Origin of the sequence: Cobetia sp. 29-18-1, assembly GCF_029846405.1 — a bacterium.
Classification (GTDB): Bacteria; Pseudomonadota; Gammaproteobacteria; order Pseudomonadales; family Halomonadaceae; genus Cobetia; species Cobetia amphilecti.
This window is the reverse complement of the sequence record NZ_JARWKS010000009.1, coordinates 81,361-98,634: the sequence shown is the minus strand read 5'-3', so window position 1 is coordinate 98,634 and position 17,274 is coordinate 81,361. Positions and strand designations below refer to the sequence as shown.

Below are 17,274 nucleotides of genomic sequence, written 5' to 3'. Positions count from 1 at the left end.
AGCCCGGCTTGGCAAGACATCTGCCAAGCGCTAGCTCAACGCCATCAGACGTCGAGGTTGGCCACCAGCGCGAAGCGCTCGATGAAGTCACGGCGCGGTTCGACTTCATCACCCATCAGGGTGTTGAACATCTGATCGGCACCGATCGCATCCTCGACGGTCACACGCAGCATGCGACGGGACTCCGGATCCATGGTGGTTTCCCACAGCTGATCCGGGTTCATCTCGCCCAGCCCCTTGTAGCGCTGGATGCTGAAGCCACGTGCCGCTTCCTTCATCAGCCAGTCCAGGGCTTCGTAGAAGGTGACGACTTCCTTCTTGCGCTCACCGCGCGAGACGTAGCTGCCAGCTTCCAGCAGGCCTTCCAGCATGTTGCCCAGCTCACTCATCTCGCGGTAGTCGGCGGACTTGAAGAAGTCGACATCCCACAGGTAATCGCTGCTGACACCATGTGCCGTCAGCGTCACCGCCGGCAGATAGAGATTGCGCTCGCCGTCGTGGCTGAGAGTGAAGCTGTAGTGCGGGCCACCCTCATAGGCAATCAGGTCATCCATTTCCTTCTGGAGACCATCGATCCAGCCTTGCACCTGAGACTGGTCCGCGAGTGCGGCCTCATCCAGATGCGGAGCGTGCACGATCTTGCGCAGCACGGCAGACGGATAGACACGCGCCAGACGATCGATGCGCTTCATCACGCCACGATACTGGTTGACCAGTGCTTCCAGCTGAGCGCCGGCGATGCCCGGGGCATCGGCGTTGACATGCAGCTTGCCGCCGTCCAGCGCCGTAGCGGTCAGATAGTCCTGCAGCGCCTGCTCGTCCTTCAGATACTGCTCATGCTTGCCGCGCTTGATCTTGTAGAGCGGCGGCTGGGCAATGAAGATATGACCGCGCTCGATCAGCTCCGGCATCTGACGGAAGAAGAAGGTCAGCAACAACGTACGGATGTGCGAACCATCGACGTCGGCATCCGTCATGATGATGACGGAGTGATAGCGCAGCTTGTCGGGATTGAACTCTTCACGACCGATACCGCAACCCAGCGCGGTGATCAGCGTGCCAACCTCGGCAGACGACAGCATCTTGTCGAAGCGCGCCTTCTCGACGTTGAGGATCTTGCCCTTCAGCGGCAGGATCGCCTGGGTACGACGATCACGCCCCTGCTTGGCGGAGCCACCAGCGGAATCACCCTCGACCAGGTACAGTTCGGAGAGGCTCGGGTCCTTCTCCTGACAGTCAGCCAGCTTGCCCGGCAGGCCTGCGATATCCAGGGCGCCCTTGCGACGCGTCATATCACGCGCCTTGCGTGCGGCTTCACGCGCCCGCGCCGCATCCAGCATCTTGTTGACGATGCCCTTGGCTTCGTTGGGCTTCTCGATCAGATACTCGGAGAACAGACGGCCCATTTCCTGCTCGACGGCTGTCTTGACCTCGGAAGAGACCAGCTTGTCCTTGGTCTGCGAGGAGAACTTCGGGTCAGGTACCTTGACCGAGATGATCGCGGTAAGACCTTCGCGGGCATCATCCCCGGTCGTACCGACCTTGGATTTCTTGAGCAGACCTTCCGCCTCAATATAGCTATTGAGCGTACGCGTCAGTGCCGCACGGAAACCGGCCAGGTGAGTCCCGCCATCGCGCTGAGGAATATTGTTGGTGTAGCAGAAGATATTCTCGGCGAAGCCTTCATTCCACTGCATTGCCACTTCGACGGCAATGCCATCCTCGCGCTCCATCTCGAAATGGAACACCGGATTCAAGGGCGCCTTGTTGGTGTTGATATGGTCAACAAACGCCTTGAGGCCACCTTCGTAATGGAACAGCTCTTCCTTGCCGCTGCGCTCGTCAATCAGACGGATGGCGACACCGGAGTTCAGGAAGGACAGCTCGCGCAGACGCTTGGCCAGAATCTCGTAGTGGAATTCGATATTGGCAAAGGTCAGCGGGGAAGGCTTGAAGCGCACCAGAGTACCGGTCTTCTCGGTCTGGCCCACGATGCCCAGCGGCGACTGCGGCTCGCCATGGCGATAGATCTGCTCGTGGACATTGCCCTGACGCCAGATGGTCAGCTTGAGCTCTTCGGATAGCGCGTTGACGACCGAGACACCCACACCGTGCAGACCGCCGGAAACCTTGTAGGAGTTGTCATCGAATTTACCGCCTGCGTGCAGCACGGTCATGATGACTTCCGCTGCGCTGACGCCTTCCTCTTCATGGATCTCGGTCGGCACACCACGACCGTTGTCGCTGACGGAAACTGACTCGTCGGCATGGATAACGACCCGGACTTCGCTACAGTGACCGGCCAGCGCCTCGTCGATGGAGTTATCCACCAGCTCGAACACCATATGATGCAGCCCCGTGCCGTCATCGGTATCACCGATATACATGCCGGGGCGCTTGCGTACGGCATCCAGGCCCTTGAGGACCTTGATGCTTGATGAGTCGTAAGCCTGTTCGCTCATTGGCTTCTCCGTCGTGAAATCATTCCGTGTGCAGTCGCCCGTGTTCCACGTGAAACATCCTGACATCAGTGTTCGGCAACCATACCCGATCCAATGTTTCGGGTTCGACGCAGGTCACGAAGACCTGGCACTCGAGGCCTGCCAACAGCTGGCAGAACAGACGGCGATGCTCGCCATCCAGTTCCGCCGGCAGATCGTCGATCAGGTAGACACAGGTACGTCCGTTCATTTCTTCGAGCAAGCGACCCTGAGCCAGCTTGAGAGCGCTGACCACCAGCTTCTGCTGGCCGCGAGACAACACCTCGACTGCAGGGCGTCGCCCCAGGCGAATACGCAAGTCGGCGCGTTGTGGGCCAGTCTGGGTAAAGCCCATATGGCTATCACTGTCGCGCCCTGCTGCCAGCACGTCGCCCAGAGGGCGCTTGGCATCCCAACCGCGCTGATAGCGCAGAGTCAGCTCGGGTAAATCAATCAGCTCGGCAAGCGTGGCTTGAAACAGAGGCGCCAGCGCCTGCATATATTCCATGCGCAGGGCATCAAGACGCTCGCTCCAGTGAGCAAACTCTCGATCCCAGACGTTAAGTGCCTGAACGTCCATCTTACCATGCCTGAGCAGTGCGTTCCGATGTTTGAGCGCCCGACGCACGCGGCGCCAGACGTCGAAGAAGTCGTGTTTCACGTGAAACACACCCCAATCGAGGAACTCACGTCGGGCAGAGGGTGAACCCTCCAGCAACCGGAAGGCATCAGGGTTGATCAGCTGCAACGGCAAGGCCTGAGCCAGCTGGGCGACTCGCTCGACCTTCTCGCCATCCAGCCGCATCTCCAGCCCATCTGCCGCCTGATCACGCCTTACCCCCAGGGGGCGCGGCGGATCGCCTGCCAGGCGGCCAAACAGCGTCATTCCCGCCGTGTCATGCGCAATGGCATGCTTGAGCTTGTGCGTGCGGAAAGAGCGCGCCAGCCCCAGCACATGGATACCTTCCAGCAGGCTCGACTTGCCACTGCCATTGGCACCACTGACCAGATTCACCCCTTTTCCCGGCGCCATATCGACTGTCGCCAGGTTGCGCAGATTCTGGAATTGGAGTCGTTCAAGCGCCATGACGGCCTCATTCGATAGAGAGAAAGAGCCATGGCCCGCCTTCGGGGCTCAAATACGACAACACCCGCCATTCAGGAGTGAAAATGGCGGGTGTTGTCGAGGCTCATTCTGCGATTGCGCGCGTCAATTGCGTCACAATTACGATTCAAGATACTGATTTAAATAACAATTACGATATTACAGGCGCATCGGCATCACTACGTAACGCGCATCACCACCACCCGGCTCTTCCAGCAGTGCTGAGCTGTTGGCATCGGAAAGCGTCAGCTGTACACGATCGGCATCCAGCACTCCCAGCACATCGATCAGGTAACCGACATTGAAGCCGATCTCGAGGCCAGCCCCTTGATAATCAAGGGCAATATTCTCTTCGGCCTCTTCCTGCTCGGGGTTGTTGGCCAGCACCCGCAGGTTGCCTGCCTCCAGATAGAGGCGCACGCCACGGTACTTCTCGTTGGAGAGGATCGCGGTGCGCGACAGTACCTGACGCAGCTCGGCACGCTCGGCCACGATGACCTTGTCACCGCCACGCGGGACAACGCGCTCGTAATCCGGGAACTTGCCGTCCACCAGTTTGGAGGTGAAGGTGAAGTCGCCGGTCTGGGCACGCACGTGCGTCCCGCTGACCGTCAATGTCATCAGCTCGTTGCTGCCGTCGAGCAGGCGCGTCAGCTCAAGGATACCCTTGCGCGGAATGATCAGCTTCTGCGCTTCCGGCACGCTGATGTCAGCGGCCTGCTCGCAGACGGCCAGGCGGTGACCATCGGTCGCCACGGTACGCACCAGGTTGCTGGTCAGTTCCAGCAGCATGCCGTTGAGGTAATACCGGACATCCTGTTGCGCCATCGCGAAGGAGGTCGCGTCGATCAGATGCTTGAGGGTGCCGCGCGGCAGGCTGACGGTGATATCGCCCTGACCATCATCGATGTTCGGGAACTCGGCCACCGGCAAGGTCGACAGGGTGAAGCGTGAACGGCCGCTGCGCAGAATGGCACGCCCTTCTTCCAGCGCGAGAATGATCTCGCTGCCTTCGGGCAGTGACTTGCAGATATCCATCAGCTTGCGCGCCGGCACCGTCGCGGAACCCGGCTCATCGACACGGCTGGGCTCGACGCGCCCGATCAGCTCGACCTCAAGGTCAGTCCCGGTCAGCGACAGCTGCTGATCGGACACTTCAAGCAGCACATTGGACAGCACCGGCAGTGTCTGGCGACGCTCGACGACACCCGCCACCAGGGACAGCGGGCGCAGCAGGGCTTCACGCGAAATGGCAAATTTCATGGAGACTCCACTCTCTGGAAACGGGGCAATGCTCGCTGACAGGCAGCGCGCACGCAAAAGAAATTCGGGGCCGCGACAGGCAAGCCCGGAGCACAGCAGGCCGATAGCGTGATTGTCGCCAACCCGACCTGCCGCTGCAATTCGATCAGCTGGTCAACAGACGCAGCAGATTCTTGTAGTCCTCGCGGATATCGGCGTTCTCTTCACGCAGCGAGGCCACCTTGCGACAGGCATGCAGCACCGTGGTGTGGTCTCGCCCACCGAAGGCATCGCCGATTTCCGGCAGGCTGTGGTTGGTCAGCTCCTTGGCGAGCGCCATCGCGACCTGACGCGGGCGGGCGACGGAGCGCGAGCGGCGCTTGGAGTGAAGATCGGAAATCTTGATCTTGTAGTACTCGGCCACGGTGCGCTGGATATTGTCCACACCCACCTGCTTGTCCTGCAGTGCCAGCAGGTCCTTCAGGGATTCACGGATGAAGTCCTGATTGATCGCGCGCCCCATGAAGTGGGAGTCGGCGATGACCTTCTTCAAGGCCCCTTCCAGCTCGCGCACGTTGGAGCGGATCTTCTGCGCGATGAAGAAGGCGGCATCGTGAGGCAGATCGACCTTGGCCTGATCGGCCTTCTTCATCAGGATCGCGACGCGCGTCTCGAGCTCCGGCGGCTCGATGGCGACGGTCAGCCCCCAGCCGAAGCGTGACTTGAGACGCTCCTCGACCCCATTGATCTCCTTCGGATAGCGATCCGAGGTCAGGATCATCTGCTGACCACCCTCGAGCAACGCATTGAAGGTGTGGAAGAACTCCTCCTGGGAGCGCTCCTTGCCAGCGAAGAACTGGATGTCATCGATCAGCAGCGCATCCACCGAACGGTAGAAACGCTTGAAGTCATTGATGGCATTGAGCTGCAGCGCCTTGACCATGTCCGCCACGAAACGCTCGGAATGCAGGTAGACCACCTTGGCATTCTCGCCGCCCTGCTTGGCCAGATGATTGCCCACCGCGTGCATCAGGTGGGTCTTGCCCAGACCCACGCCGCCATACAGGAACAGCGGGTTGTAGGCGCCGCCGGGATTCTCGGAGACCTGACGCGAGGCCGCGCGGGCCAGCTGGTTGGACTTGCCTTCGACAAAGGTTTCGAAGGTGAAGTTCGGATTCAGGCCACTGGAATGCTTGAGGCTACCTTCTACCTGCACCTGACGCGTGTTGCGGCGCGGTGCCTGTTCCCGAGCGCCATCGCCGGCCATCTCACGCTCTTCCGCGAAATTGCCCCGCGGTGGCGTATGCACGGAAGGGGCACGCGGGCTCGGCATCTGGCCCGGCGCTTGCGCCTGGGCAGATACCGGCGACGCAGCCGCACCTTCCGGACGCGGGTTCGAGACGGTCCGGCGGCTACCGACGCTCAGCTCGACCTTGGGCGGCTTGCCCGGTGCCAGCTCACGCAGCAGCTCGTGAATTCGTTTGAGGTACTTGTCATTGACCCAATCACGCACGAAGCGGTTGGGGGCGAGCAGGCACAGCTCTCCGCTGTCGCCTTCCTCAGCCTGCAGGGGACGAACCCAGGTATTGAACTGCTGTGAATTCAGCTCGTCTTGCAGGGCGTCAAGACATTGTTGCCAAAGTGCGAGCGACACGCGACCTCACATCCAGTTGTCGAAGGGGCGGCCATTGTATAGGCCAAGCCACGAGTTATCCACACGACATCTGCCGCAAAAAGCACTGTGGACAACATCGGTATTCTTCAAGTATCCGCATCGGGACAGGCTGGGGAGTATCCGCGCACAAGATTTCGACTGTGGACAAGACGACAGTTATGCACATGGCCATGCACAGGCTGAACGCAGGTTGCCCACCACTTATCGCCAGAGCTGTCCTATCGACATGCAATTGAGCAAGATAGGAAAAAACAGGTTATCCACAGCAACTGCCTTCCTTAATAGTAATTGGTTATTCAGAACTACTTCTCTGTAGTAATGACAGTAGCCCCGCGATATTCGAATCACGCGAGGTGCGAGGGGCTGTGATCGCGTCGGCAGAATCCCGGGTTATCCACTGCGACTTTTCGGCGCGCCTGACACGCCAGGGTCGAAAGTGCACAGCCACTCGCCAGAAACGCGAATCCTTGAGGCTCACGACCGAACACAGGACTTGCGCCTTCCCGTGCATCGCCATGGCGGGCGATGCCATTCACTCAGCCCCACTGAGCGCTGAAAAAGCGCTGATCGCTTGCCTGGCGAGCGGTGTCTGTTGGCTCAAGGACGCCAAATCGAATTTTTTTGTGCCCGAAGGCCTGTCTTGCACGTGATCCGCGTGAGACACGAAGCGCCATATGGCGGGCGGCGTAGACGATATCTGTCGTCAAATGCCGCGAACGGGCTGTGGACAACTTCCAACGCGACATTGCAAGCCACTTGCAGATTCACTAGAATCCCTGCCCCTGACCAATCTGCCCTGTCCTCATGTGGATACAGGGCAACATTCGTTGACCTTTTCCAAACAACCACGTGGGAAGAAGCAGCTATGAAACGCACATTTCAGCCGAGCGTCCTGAAGCGCAAGCGCACACACGGTTTCCGTGCTCGTATGGCGACCAAAGGTGGCCGTGAGGTCATCCAGCGTCGTCGTGCGAAAGGCCGTAAGCGTCTGAGCGCCTGATCGAGGCCCGGATGTCCCGTCAGGGATTTCCCCGGCAGCTTCGCTTGCTGACTGCCGGGGATTACCGGCACGTCTTCGATCACACCACCCTCAAGGTACACGGCAAGGGGCTTCTGGCCCTGGCGTGTCCGAATGACCTGGGACATGCCCGCCTGGGGTTGGTGTTCAGCAAGAAGAACGTGCGCCGTGCCGTAGATCGCAACCGCCTCAAACGTCTGACGCGCGAATCCATTCGCCTCCGCCAGCAGCGCCTTCCGGCCGTCGACATCGTCGTACTGGCCAAGCGAGGCGTGACCGAGCTGGACAACGAGACTCTGCATCGCCAGCTGGACGGCATGTGGGCTCGTCTGGAGAAGGACGCCAGACGCCAGAAAGCGGCCAAGTCAACGCCACCTGCCTGACGCGACACCTGCCCGGTGCGTCCGGCATGTGGCGTTTTTTTCGTTATACGCCCTACCGTTCGTGACCGGACTCATCTGACTCCCCGCCAGATTGATTCACCCTCCAACGGGTATACACCATGGACGTCAAACGATTACTCCTCGTGATTCCGCTTGCGGTTGTCGCCTATCTGATGGTGGTCCAGTGGAACAAGGACTACGACCAGCCGGCTGCGGAAACACAGGCTCCCCAGGTTGCCTCTCAGGCCGCCAATGCCACTGCGCAAGGCCTTGAAGCCCCAAGCAGCAGCACGACTGCCAATGGCGATACCGGCCTCTCCACGCCGGATAGCGCAGCAAGCACCCCGAGCAACAACCTGATTGAAGTCAAGACTGACGTGCTGGACCTGCGTATCGATCCGCAGGGCGGTGACGTGGTCTATGCAGCGCTGCTCGAGCACAAGCAGAACAACGCTTCCGAGTCGCCCTTCGTGCTGCTGTCCGACAATCAGTCACGCAGCTACGTGGCCAAGTCCGGCCTGCAGCTGGATGGCCACAAGGGCCGTATCGCCTTCTCTGCCGACAGCAACAGCTACACCCTTGCCGAGGGTGACGACAACCTGCAGGTGGACCTGAAGGCCGACATCAATGGTGTTGCGGTCATCAAGCGCTTCACCGTCAGCCAGGACAGCTACCAGATCAAGGTCGACTACCTGCTGGACAACCAGTCCCAGCAGCCGGTCAATGCTCGCTTCATCGGTCAGCTGGCCCGCGACAACAGCGCGGACCCGACCTCCGGTGGCGGCATGGGCATGAAGTCCTATCTGGGGGCGGCGTTCTCTTCTGAAGAGAACCACTACCAGAAGGTCGATTTCGAAGACATCCAGGACGGCAGCTTCAAGAATGTCGACGTCCAGGGTGGCTGGGTGTCCATGATCCAGCACTACTTCGTGTCTGCCTGGGTGCCGGCTGACAACCAGAAGAACCTCTACTACGCCAACGTCGACAAGCAGAACCGCAATGTCGCCGCCTTCGCGAGCCCGACGACCCAGATCGCCGCGGGTCAGCAGGCTGAGCTCGGCGCGACCCTGTTCGTCGGCCCGAAGGATCAGGACCAGCTGGAAGCGACCGCTCCCTACCTGGAACTGGTCGTCGACTTCGGCTGGCTGTGGTTCCTGGCCAACCCGCTGTTCTGGCTGCTGGAGCACATCCACGCACTGGTCGGCAACTGGGGTGCCTCCATCATCCTGCTGACCGTTCTGGTCAAGGTCGTGCTGTTCCCGCTGTCCGCGACCGCGTACCGCTCGATGGCCAAGATGCGCAAGATGGGCCCCGAGATGCAGCGCATCAAGGAGAAGTACGGCAGCGACCGCCAGAAGGTCTCCCAGGAGATGATGAAGTTCTACCAGACGGAGAAGATCAATCCGCTGGGGGGCTGTCTGCCGATCGTGATCCAGATGCCGGTCTTCATCGCCCTGTACTGGATGCTGATGGAATCCGTCGAACTGCGCCACGCGCCGTTCATGCTGTGGATCCAGGATCTGTCAGTGAAGGACCCGCTGTTCATCCTGCCGATCATCATGGGCCTGACGATGTTCATCCAGCAGCAGCTGAACCCGACGCCTCCGGACCCCACCCAGGCGAAAATCATGAAGATGCTGCCGATCGTCTTCACCTTCTTCTTCCTGTGGTTCCCGGCAGGTCTGGTGCTGTACTGGATCGTCAACAACACGCTGTCGATCGCTCAGCAGTACGTCATCACCCGTCAGATCGAGAATGCCGAGCCAACCAAGAAAGGCGCATGATGCCTTTCAGGTTCGCCTGACATGACTCACCCACGACCCTCGCCTCGGCGGGGGTCGTGGCGTTTCAGGGCCCTGATTCCGGGGGCTGCGCCGACACTCCCGCCGCAAGGCGCCTTTCCCGTCACCCCGCTTGCTGTCACGGGGCTCCAGCCGCGACAATAGCGGCCATCTCCTTCATCTTCATTCCGGCTTCGCGCCCGAGGTTTGTGCATGTCTACCGCCTACCAGCCTGACTCCATCGCGGCCCTGGCCACTCCGCCCGGCCGTGGTGGCGTCGGCATCATCCGTGTCTCCGGTCCGGCCTGTCAGGCCATCGCCCAGGCCATGCTGGGCCAATGCCCGCCGGCACGCCGCGCCCACTATGGCCCCTTCATGGGACTCGATACCCAGGGCAACCCCATCGCCCTCGACGAAGGCATCGCGCTCTACTTCCAGGGCCCGAATTCCTTCACCGGCGAGGACGTGCTGGAGCTGCAAGGGCATGGCGGCCCGGTGATCATGGACCTGCTGCTGGAGCGCTGCGTGCAGCTGGGCGCGCGCCTGGCGCGCCCCGGTGAATTCAGCGAGCGCGCCTTCCTCAACGACAAGCTGGACCTCGCCCAGGCCGAGGCCATCGCCGACCTGATCGACGCCAGCTCACGCGCGGCGGCCGAGAATGCGCTGCGCTCGCTCAAGGGCGAGTTCTCGACGCGCGTCAGCGCGCTGGTGCAGCGCCTGATCGAGCTGCGCATCTACGTCGAGGCCGCCATCGACTTCCCCGAAGAGGAAATCGACTTCCTGGCCGACGGCCATGTCGCGGCGCGCCTCGATGAGGTCAAGGCCGAGCTGGTGGGCGTGCGAGCCGCTGCCAACCAGGGCGCCCTGATGCGCGAGGGCATGACGGTGGTGATCGCCGGCCGCCCGAATGCCGGCAAGTCGAGCCTGCTCAATGCGCTGACCGAGCAGGACACCGCCATCGTCACCGATATCGAAGGCACCACCCGCGACGTGCTGCGTGAGCACATCCATCTCGACGGCATGCCACTGCATATCATCGATACCGCCGGGCTGCGCGACACGCCGGACGCCGTCGAGCGCATCGGCGTGCAGCGCGCCTGGGACGAGATCGAGAAGGCGGACCGCGTCCTGCTGCTGGTCGATGCCGCGACCACCTCGGCGACGGACCCGATGGAGATCTGGCCGGATTTCGTCGCGCGCCTGCCGGACCCGTCCCGCCTGACGCTGGTCCGCAACAAGATCGACACCAGCGGCGAGACGCCGGGGCTGACCGCCATCACCGCAACGCAGGATGGTGATGCCGAGCTGGCACGCCACCAGGCCAGCGTGGTGCGCATCTCGGCGCGCGACAATCAGGGCCTCGATGCGCTGCGCGATCACCTCAAGGACATCATGGGCTTCACCGGCACGGCAGAGGGTCGCTTCAGCGCCCGCCGCCGCCACCTGGATGCGCTGGAGCGCGCTGGCGAGTCCCTCGACAACGGCGACGCCCAGCTGCATGGCGCCGGTGCCGGCGAGCTGCTGGCCGAAGACCTGCGTGCCGCCCAGATGGCGCTGTCCGAGATCACCGGCGAATTCTCCGCCGATGATCTGCTCGGGGAAATCTTCGGCAGCTTCTGCATCGGCAAGTGATCACACCGAAGTGATCGCGCCGAGCTGACTCCCGCCCGCAGGCGGTCTCTCTTGCCGACAGTGCTTGCGTCTGGCTGTCTCCCTCTCGTTATACTGCCTCTGCCGACCCCTCCGAGTGGCGGAGGCGGGCAGGGGCAGACCGGGAGCCGACATGGCGGGACGCGCGACATCGAACAGACCGCAGGATGCCCATCGCGAGTCCCGTGACTCCAGCGCCTCTCCCCCGCCGGCCCCCGCCGCCGAACTGAGCACCGAGCCTCTCCCCGAGGCCCCGTTGCGCCACCTGCTGCTCGACTTCTTCACCCGCCATTGGCCCCGCTATCTGCTGGCCATCGCGTTCCTGATCGGGGTCGCGGGGCTGAATCTGCTGTTGCCGTGGGCGATCGGCGCCACCATCGATGCGTTGCGTGATGGCAGCCTGGACCACGACGCCTTGCTGAGCCGCCTGTTGTGGCTGGTAGGCGCAGGGCTCGCGCTCTATGCGCTGCGCTATGCCTGGCGCGTGACGCTGTTCGGCACCGCCTATCAGCTGGGGACGGAACAGCGTGATGCCTTTCATGCCAAGCTGACGCGCCTGGACCCCGGCTTCTATCAGCGCCACCGCACCGGAGACCTGATGGCGCACGCCAGTCAGGACATCGATGCCGTGGAGATGGCCGCCGCGGAAGGCGTGCTGTCCAGCGTCGATGGCGCCATGACCTTCGTGCTGGTGCTCGGCATCATGCTGATCGCCATCGATGTGCCACTGACGCTGCTCGCCCTGTTGCCCTTCCCCTTCATGGCCTGGGCCTTCGCACGTATCTCGCGACGGATCGGAGAGCGTTTCCGCGAATCGCTGGAGCGCTTCTCGGACCTGAATGACCAGACCCAGGAAGCCTTCGCCGGCATTCGCATGCTCAGAAGCCATGCCTTGCTGGAGGATGAAGGCGCAAGATTCTCGCAGCGTGCCGCCGCCGCCGAAGCCGTCGATTATCGCGTCCAGAAGCTGGAGGCGGCCTTTGATCCGGTGGTGTTCATTGCGCTCTCGGCGGCGACGCTGCTGACGCTGGGCGTGGGGAGCTGGCGCTATCTGGATGACGCCATCACCCTGGGCCAACTGACCAGCTTCACGCTCTATCTGGCGCAGCTGATCTGGCCGATGTTCGCGCTTGGCTGGTGCCTGAATATCCTGCAGCGCGGCGCGGCAGCCGCACGGCGGCTGGCCACCTTCCACGCCGCGCCACAAGCCCTTGAGGACAGCGGCACTCTGGACAATGTCAGTGACCATTCACTACGCCTTGAAATCAATGAATTCCACTACCCGGGCAGCCAGCAACGTGCTCTGGGGCCCCTCTCCCTGCAGGTGGCGGCAGGGGGCAGCCTGGGGATCGTCGGCGCGACTGGCAGTGGCAAGTCCACCTTGCTGCGTCTGCTGTCGCGCAGTTGGCCTCTGACACCTGAGCAAGGGGTCTTGACGCTCGGCGGCAGAGAAGCGAGTGAGTACACACTATCGGTCTGGCGCCAGCAGTTCTCACTGGTTCCCCAAGACCCATTCCTGTTTGCGCTCTCGGTAGCCGACAATGTCGCCCTCGCCTGCCCCGAGGCCTCCGACGAGCGAATTCGAGAGGCGCTGCGCGCGGCAGCCTTCGAGGAAGATCTGCGCCGCCTTCCCCAGGGGTTGAAGACGCTGGTGGGTGAGCGAGGCATCACGCTCTCCGGCGGCCAGCGTCAGCGGCTGGCATTGGCACGCAGCCTGCTCAGCAAGGCGCCCATCCTGCTGCTGGACGATACCCTGTCGGCGGTCGACCAGGTCACCGAACGCACCCTGCTGAAGACACTCGCGCGCCTGCAGCAACCCGATCACCACGGCCTCAAGCGCACGCTGATCATCAATTCCCATCGTCTGTCTGCCGTGCAGGCCTGCCAGCAGATTCTGGTGCTCGAGGACGGGCGCATCCTGGAACAGGGCGATCACGCCAGTCTGCTGGCCGCCCGCGGCGCCTACTGGCGCCTATGGCAGGCCCAGCAGGTCAACCGCGAAGACAATGCCAAGGCGAAGCGCTCATGAGCCACGATGCCGCGACACGACCCGACACCCTCAGCGGCACTCGCCTGCTCAGCCGACGGCGACTGGCATTGCTCTGGCAACCGCTGGGCAGGCGCCGCGCAGAGGTCCTGCGCGCGCTGTTGATCCTGATCGCGGCGACCGTACTGGATGTGCTCGGCCCATGGCTGACCCAGCGCTATCTGGATGACTACCTGATTCCCGGCAACCTCGCCCCCGAGGCCCTAGCAGGCTTGGTGGCCATCTATGTGATCACCCAGCTGGGCGCCGCCGCCGGGCGCTATTTCCAGCAGCTGCGCTTTGCCCGTCTGGCCCTCGCCAGCGTGCGCGATATCCGTGAGCGAGTCTTCACACACCTGCTGAATCAGCCACTATCTAGCCTCGACAATATCGCTGCCGGTGAATTGGTGGCCCGTGTGACCAACGACACCGAGTCGCTCAAGGAGCTGTATATCGGGGTGCTGGCGACACTGATCGGCAATGTGGTGCTGTTGATCGGTATCCTGTCGGCGATGGCCCTGATGGATGGCACCCTGGCGATGATCGCGACGGCGCTGGTGCCGCTCTCCATCGGCATGATCTGGCTGTATCAGCGCTTTTCCGGGCGCGCTGCGCGCGAGGTGCGCCGCCTGCGTGCCTTGCAGAATGCCAGAATCGCCGAGGCGATCGGCGGCATGAGTGTGCTGCAGGCAAGCGACCAGACCGAACGCTTCAGTCAGCGCTATCACCACCTCAACGTCTCCCAGTATCAGGCGCGCATGCGCACGGTGCGTGTGTCGGGGCTGCTGTTGCGTTCGGCCATCGACCTGATGGCGATGCTGATCACGCTCTCGCTGGTCGCCGTGTTCGGGCTGCGCGAATTGGGAGGCGGTGCGGAACTGGGAGTGCTCTACGCGTTCATCGCCTGGTTGGGGCGCATCAGCGAGCCCCTGATCCAGATCACGCAGCGACTGCAGGTCTTCCAGTCGGCGCTGGTGGCGACAGGCCGGCTGGAAGAGGTACTGGACCGGCCACGCGAGACGCCTGAGCCAGACACGCGCGCCGCGAGGAAAGCCACAAGTGGGCACTCGGACAACACCGTGATAGCGAGTGGTCACTATCAACTCGAGCAGCTGACCTTCCACCACCAGGGTGCGGAGGGTCCAGCCCTCAATGGCCTGACGCTTGCCATCGAGAGCGGTGAGTTTCTCGGCGTGGTCGGCCCGACGGGCAGCGGCAAGTCCACCCTGCTCGATCTGCTCAGCGGGCAGCGCCCTGCCCCGGCGTCTCAGCTGCTGCTGGATGGTCGTCCGCTGATGGAGTGGTCGGCTCAACAACGCGCTACCGCGATAGCCGTCGTCCCGCAGGAGCCCTTCATCCGCGCCACGACACTGCGCGACAACCTGCTGCTGGGTCGTGAGATCAGTCAGCAGCACCTGTCACGGGTTCTGCACAAAGCGCATCTGGCGCCGCTGGTCGATAGTCTGCCGCTGGGGCTCGACACCTTGCTGGGCGAGCGCGGCCTCAGTCTCTCCACGGGTGAGCGACAATTGCTGGCGCTCGGACGCGCACTGGTCACGACACCACGCGTGCTGTTGCTGGATGAGGCCACCGCCAGCATCGATAGCCATACAGAAGCCCTGTTGCAGCAGGCACTGCATGAGCTGCGTGGCGAAGTGACCTTGATCGTGGTGGCACACCGACTTGCCACGGTACGCGATGCGGACCGCCTGCTAGTGCTGGAACAGGGCCGCATCACCCAGCTGGGGGCCCACGATGTCCTGATGGCAGAACCCGGCCTCTATCGGCGGCTATGGCGGGAAGACATCGCGCACTGATCAGGCAGGCCAACATCCTCGACAATACAAATGCCCCACGATGCAAACGGCCCCGCGATCTAGACGCCCCACAATCTAGACGCCCCACAATGCAAACGCCCCCACAGGCATGGCCTGTGGGGGCGTTTGCAATCCGAGCTCATGATATGGCGCTCAGCGTTCTGCATTCACACCTGTCATCACGGCTTGCGCGGGCCGCGTGGCTTGTTGCTCTGTTTCTTGCCAGGCGCTGTCTTGCCAGCCGCTGACTTGCCAGAGCTGTCGTTGCCAGCTGCTGACTTGCCAGAGCTTTCCTTGCTGACGCCGCCCTTGGCAACCTTGCCTCTCATGGCATTGCTTTCCTGCTTCTCACGCAGGGCACGCGCTTCACGCGCATCCAGCGGCTTGCCGACATCCTTGTTGTCTTCGGGTCGCTGCTTGGCCGCGTACTTTCTGGGCAGTTTGGTCGTGCTGTTCGGGTTGACCTGACCATCACGACCGATCGCCGGAGTGCTGCGCATGCTGACCCGCGTGGAACCTTCGCGGCGGCCCTTGCCCGGCACGCTGGAGGACCAGTCGCTCCAGCTGGCAGAGTCCTTGCCCGCCCCCTTGCCAGCCGTCTCACCCTTGCCACGCGGACGAGTCGGCTCGACAGCGGCCGTCGACTTGCGCTCGGCAGGCTTCTCGCTGACGCGCTTCTGGCTCGGCGCAGAATGCCCATGCACCTCATCCTTGACCTGCGCCTTGATGCTGGTCTTGGGCTTGGCAGTCGCGGAATGACGCTTGCCCTTGGCCTTGGGCGTCGCACTGTCATTGCGCACGCGAGGCTTGGCCCAGCCTTCACCGCGCTTGAGCTTCTCGCGCTTGGGCTTGGCCTGGGTCACCTCGACATCGCTGTCGCGCTTGACCTTCTGGTTGAGCTTGCGCAGTGACAGCAGGCGCTCACGCGGCATCGGCTTGGGCTCGTTGCGCTCGCGGGCGACTTCCTCCGACAGCCACCACAGGCCCTTGTGCTCGACGGCAACCGACTGCGGAGCCGGCAACGCGCCCTTGAGCACCTCGACCACTTCCTGCATGGCGGTGGAGAACTGACGATCGAACTGCCACGGCGGATTGATCACCAGCATGCCGGAGCCGTACATGCCGTGCTCGCCTTCCGGCGAATCGATCGTCAGCTCGCTGCGCCACATCGGTGCCGGCGAATGCTTCTTGAGGCGCTCGAGCAGATCATGCTGACGACCCGCCGGCAGCAGCGGATACCAGATCATGATGGTGGCATGACGTGACTTGCGCAGGGTCTCGACCACGACCTCGGCGACATCACGATAATCATTCTTCAGCTCATAGCTGGGGTCGATCAACACGGCGACGCGCGGCGTGGTGACCGGCACGGCCGCCAACAGACCGGACAGACCATCCTGCTGACGACGCATGACCTTGCCGAGGCTGTCACGCTGCACCGGGGCCTGATCGAAGTGGTAGATCTCGCCCGGATGCAGCTCATAGGCCAACAGGCGATCGCCGCGACGCAGCGACTGGCTCAGCCACCAGGGCGAACCGGGATAGACGCTCAGCTCGCTGGCGCTGCCCTTGGCGGCATCCGGCTGCATGTCCGCCAGACGTGCCAACCAGCGAGCCAGCGGCTTGTCAGCGGACGGAGACTTCGGCTCACCTGCATCGGTCAACCAGCGATCACGCACCTGCCACAACGGCAGAACGCCCTGCTCGTATTCGCGCAGCTGTTCCGTCTCGCGGGCCGCCAGCGGATACCAGCCACGACCGGCGTGAGTGTCGATAAACGTAACGGGAGATTCTTTACGTAATAACTGCTCGGCCAGGGTGGTGGCGAGCAGGTGCTTGTGCAGGTCGGCAAAATTGCCAGCGTGATAGGCGTGCTGATAGGCGAGCAAGAGCGCCTCCTTGATACGGCGATATCTGCCACATCCAGCGAGGCAGCAGATAGAAATCGGGGGGCGGCGACGAGAGGAAAACCAGACAAGGCCACCGAAGGGGCTGAAGGATAGCAGAGATGATCACTTGTCACCCCAAAAGCCGTGCTTGCCAAGCAACGAGGCCCACGCAAATGCGCAGGCCTCGTGGTCATTCACCGTCATGTCG

Annotated in this window: 11 protein-coding genes; 6 read left to right on the top strand and 5 right to left on the bottom strand. The window is 62.4% G+C overall.

Features of this window, described 5'->3' with window-relative positions; translation table 11 throughout:
* Window positions 1-44: 44 nt before the first annotated feature.
* The 4 genes from gyrB to dnaA form a co-directional block, all read right to left on the bottom strand.
* On the bottom strand, window positions 45-2,462 hold the full coding sequence (gene gyrB / locus QD208_RS09120; protein WP_153634997.1) for a DNA topoisomerase (ATP-hydrolyzing) subunit B: 2,418 nt from the start codon (window positions 2,460-2,462) through the stop codon (window positions 45-47).
* A 19-nt stretch (window positions 2,463-2,481) separates the two neighbouring features.
* Complete coding sequence (gene recF / locus QD208_RS09115) at window positions 2,482-3,567, bottom strand: DNA replication/repair protein RecF (protein WP_153636738.1); 1,086 nt, start codon at window positions 3,565-3,567, stop codon at window positions 2,482-2,484.
* A 177-nt stretch (window positions 3,568-3,744) separates the two neighbouring features.
* Window positions 3,745-4,848 carry a DNA polymerase III subunit beta gene (gene dnaN, locus QD208_RS09110; RefSeq protein ID WP_043331653.1) on the bottom strand — a complete coding sequence of 368 codons (1,104 nt, stop codon included), beginning with the start codon at window positions 4,846-4,848 and terminating at the stop codon, window positions 3,745-3,747.
* Between the two features lie 145 nt (window positions 4,849-4,993).
* Entirely contained in the window at window positions 4,994-6,481 is a 1,488-nt protein-coding gene (gene dnaA / locus QD208_RS09105) for a chromosomal replication initiator protein DnaA (protein ID WP_043331654.1), read from the bottom strand.
* 886 nt (window positions 6,482-7,367) lie between these two features.
* On the opposite strand from dnaA, the gene rpmH reads away from it, so the two are divergent.
* The 6 genes from rpmH (at window position 7,368) to QD208_RS09075 (ending at window position 15,177) form a co-directional block, all read left to right on the top strand.
* The gene (gene rpmH, locus QD208_RS09100) at window positions 7,368-7,502 is read left to right on the top strand and encodes a 50S ribosomal protein L34 (protein ID WP_043331656.1); all 135 of its coding nucleotides are present in this window, start codon (window positions 7,368-7,370) and stop codon (window positions 7,500-7,502) included.
* 11 nt (window positions 7,503-7,513) lie between these two features.
* Window positions 7,514-7,903 (top strand): ribonuclease P protein component, encoded by a 390-nt coding sequence (gene rnpA, locus QD208_RS09095; protein ID WP_052384306.1) that lies wholly within the window; start codon window positions 7,514-7,516, stop codon window positions 7,901-7,903.
* Window positions 7,904-8,022: 119 nt separating this feature from the next.
* Window positions 8,023-9,687 carry a membrane protein insertase YidC gene (gene yidC / locus QD208_RS09090; protein ID WP_279836550.1) on the top strand — a complete coding sequence of 555 codons (1,665 nt, stop codon included), beginning with the start codon at window positions 8,023-8,025 and terminating at the stop codon, window positions 9,685-9,687.
* 210 nt (window positions 9,688-9,897) lie between these two features.
* Window positions 9,898-11,316: a tRNA uridine-5-carboxymethylaminomethyl(34) synthesis GTPase MnmE gene (gene mnmE / locus QD208_RS09085; protein ID WP_279836549.1), complete on the top strand. Its 1,419-nt coding sequence runs from the start codon at window positions 9,898-9,900 to the stop codon at window positions 11,314-11,316.
* Window positions 11,317-11,467: 151 nt separating this feature from the next.
* The gene (locus QD208_RS09080; protein WP_279836548.1) at window positions 11,468-13,363 is read left to right on the top strand and encodes an ABC transporter transmembrane domain-containing protein; all 1,896 of its coding nucleotides are present in this window, start codon (window positions 11,468-11,470) and stop codon (window positions 13,361-13,363) included.
* A complete protein-coding gene (locus QD208_RS09075; RefSeq protein ID WP_279836547.1) occupies window positions 13,360-15,177 on the top strand; it encodes an ABC transporter transmembrane domain-containing protein in 1,818 nt (605 codons plus the stop codon). Before QD208_RS09080 ends, QD208_RS09075 begins: the two co-directional genes overlap by 4 nt.
* Before the next feature lie 179 nt (window positions 15,178-15,356).
* Here the strand turns inward: QD208_RS09075 and rlmJ are convergent, their stop codons facing one another.
* Window positions 15,357-17,066, bottom strand: coding sequence for a 23S rRNA (adenine(2030)-N(6))-methyltransferase RlmJ (gene rlmJ / locus QD208_RS09070; RefSeq protein ID WP_279836546.1), 1,710 nt, complete (start codon window positions 17,064-17,066; stop codon window positions 15,357-15,359).
* Window positions 17,067-17,274: the final 208 nt, after the last annotated feature.

Coding starts and splice junctions, on each gene's coding strand:
- gyrB (WP_153634997.1), bottom strand. CDS start 2,462: ATGAGCGAACAGGCTTACGACTCATCAAGCATCAAGGTCCTCAAGGGC.
- recF (WP_153636738.1), bottom strand. CDS start 3,567: ATGGCGCTTGAACGACTCCAATTCCAGAATCTGCGCAACCTGGCGACA.
- dnaN (WP_043331653.1), bottom strand. CDS start 4,848: ATGAAATTTGCCATTTCGCGTGAAGCCCTGCTGCGCCCGCTGTCCCTG.
- rpmH (WP_043331656.1), top strand. CDS start 7,368: ATGAAACGCACATTTCAGCCGAGCGTCCTGAAGCGCAAGCGCACACAC.
- rnpA (WP_052384306.1), top strand. CDS start 7,514: ATGTCCCGTCAGGGATTTCCCCGGCAGCTTCGCTTGCTGACTGCCGGG.
- yidC (WP_279836550.1), top strand. CDS start 8,023: ATGGACGTCAAACGATTACTCCTCGTGATTCCGCTTGCGGTTGTCGCC.
- mnmE (WP_279836549.1), top strand. CDS start 9,898: ATGTCTACCGCCTACCAGCCTGACTCCATCGCGGCCCTGGCCACTCCG.
- QD208_RS09080 (WP_279836548.1), top strand. CDS start 11,468: ATGGCGGGACGCGCGACATCGAACAGACCGCAGGATGCCCATCGCGAG.
- QD208_RS09075 (WP_279836547.1), top strand. CDS start 13,360: ATGAGCCACGATGCCGCGACACGACCCGACACCCTCAGCGGCACTCGC.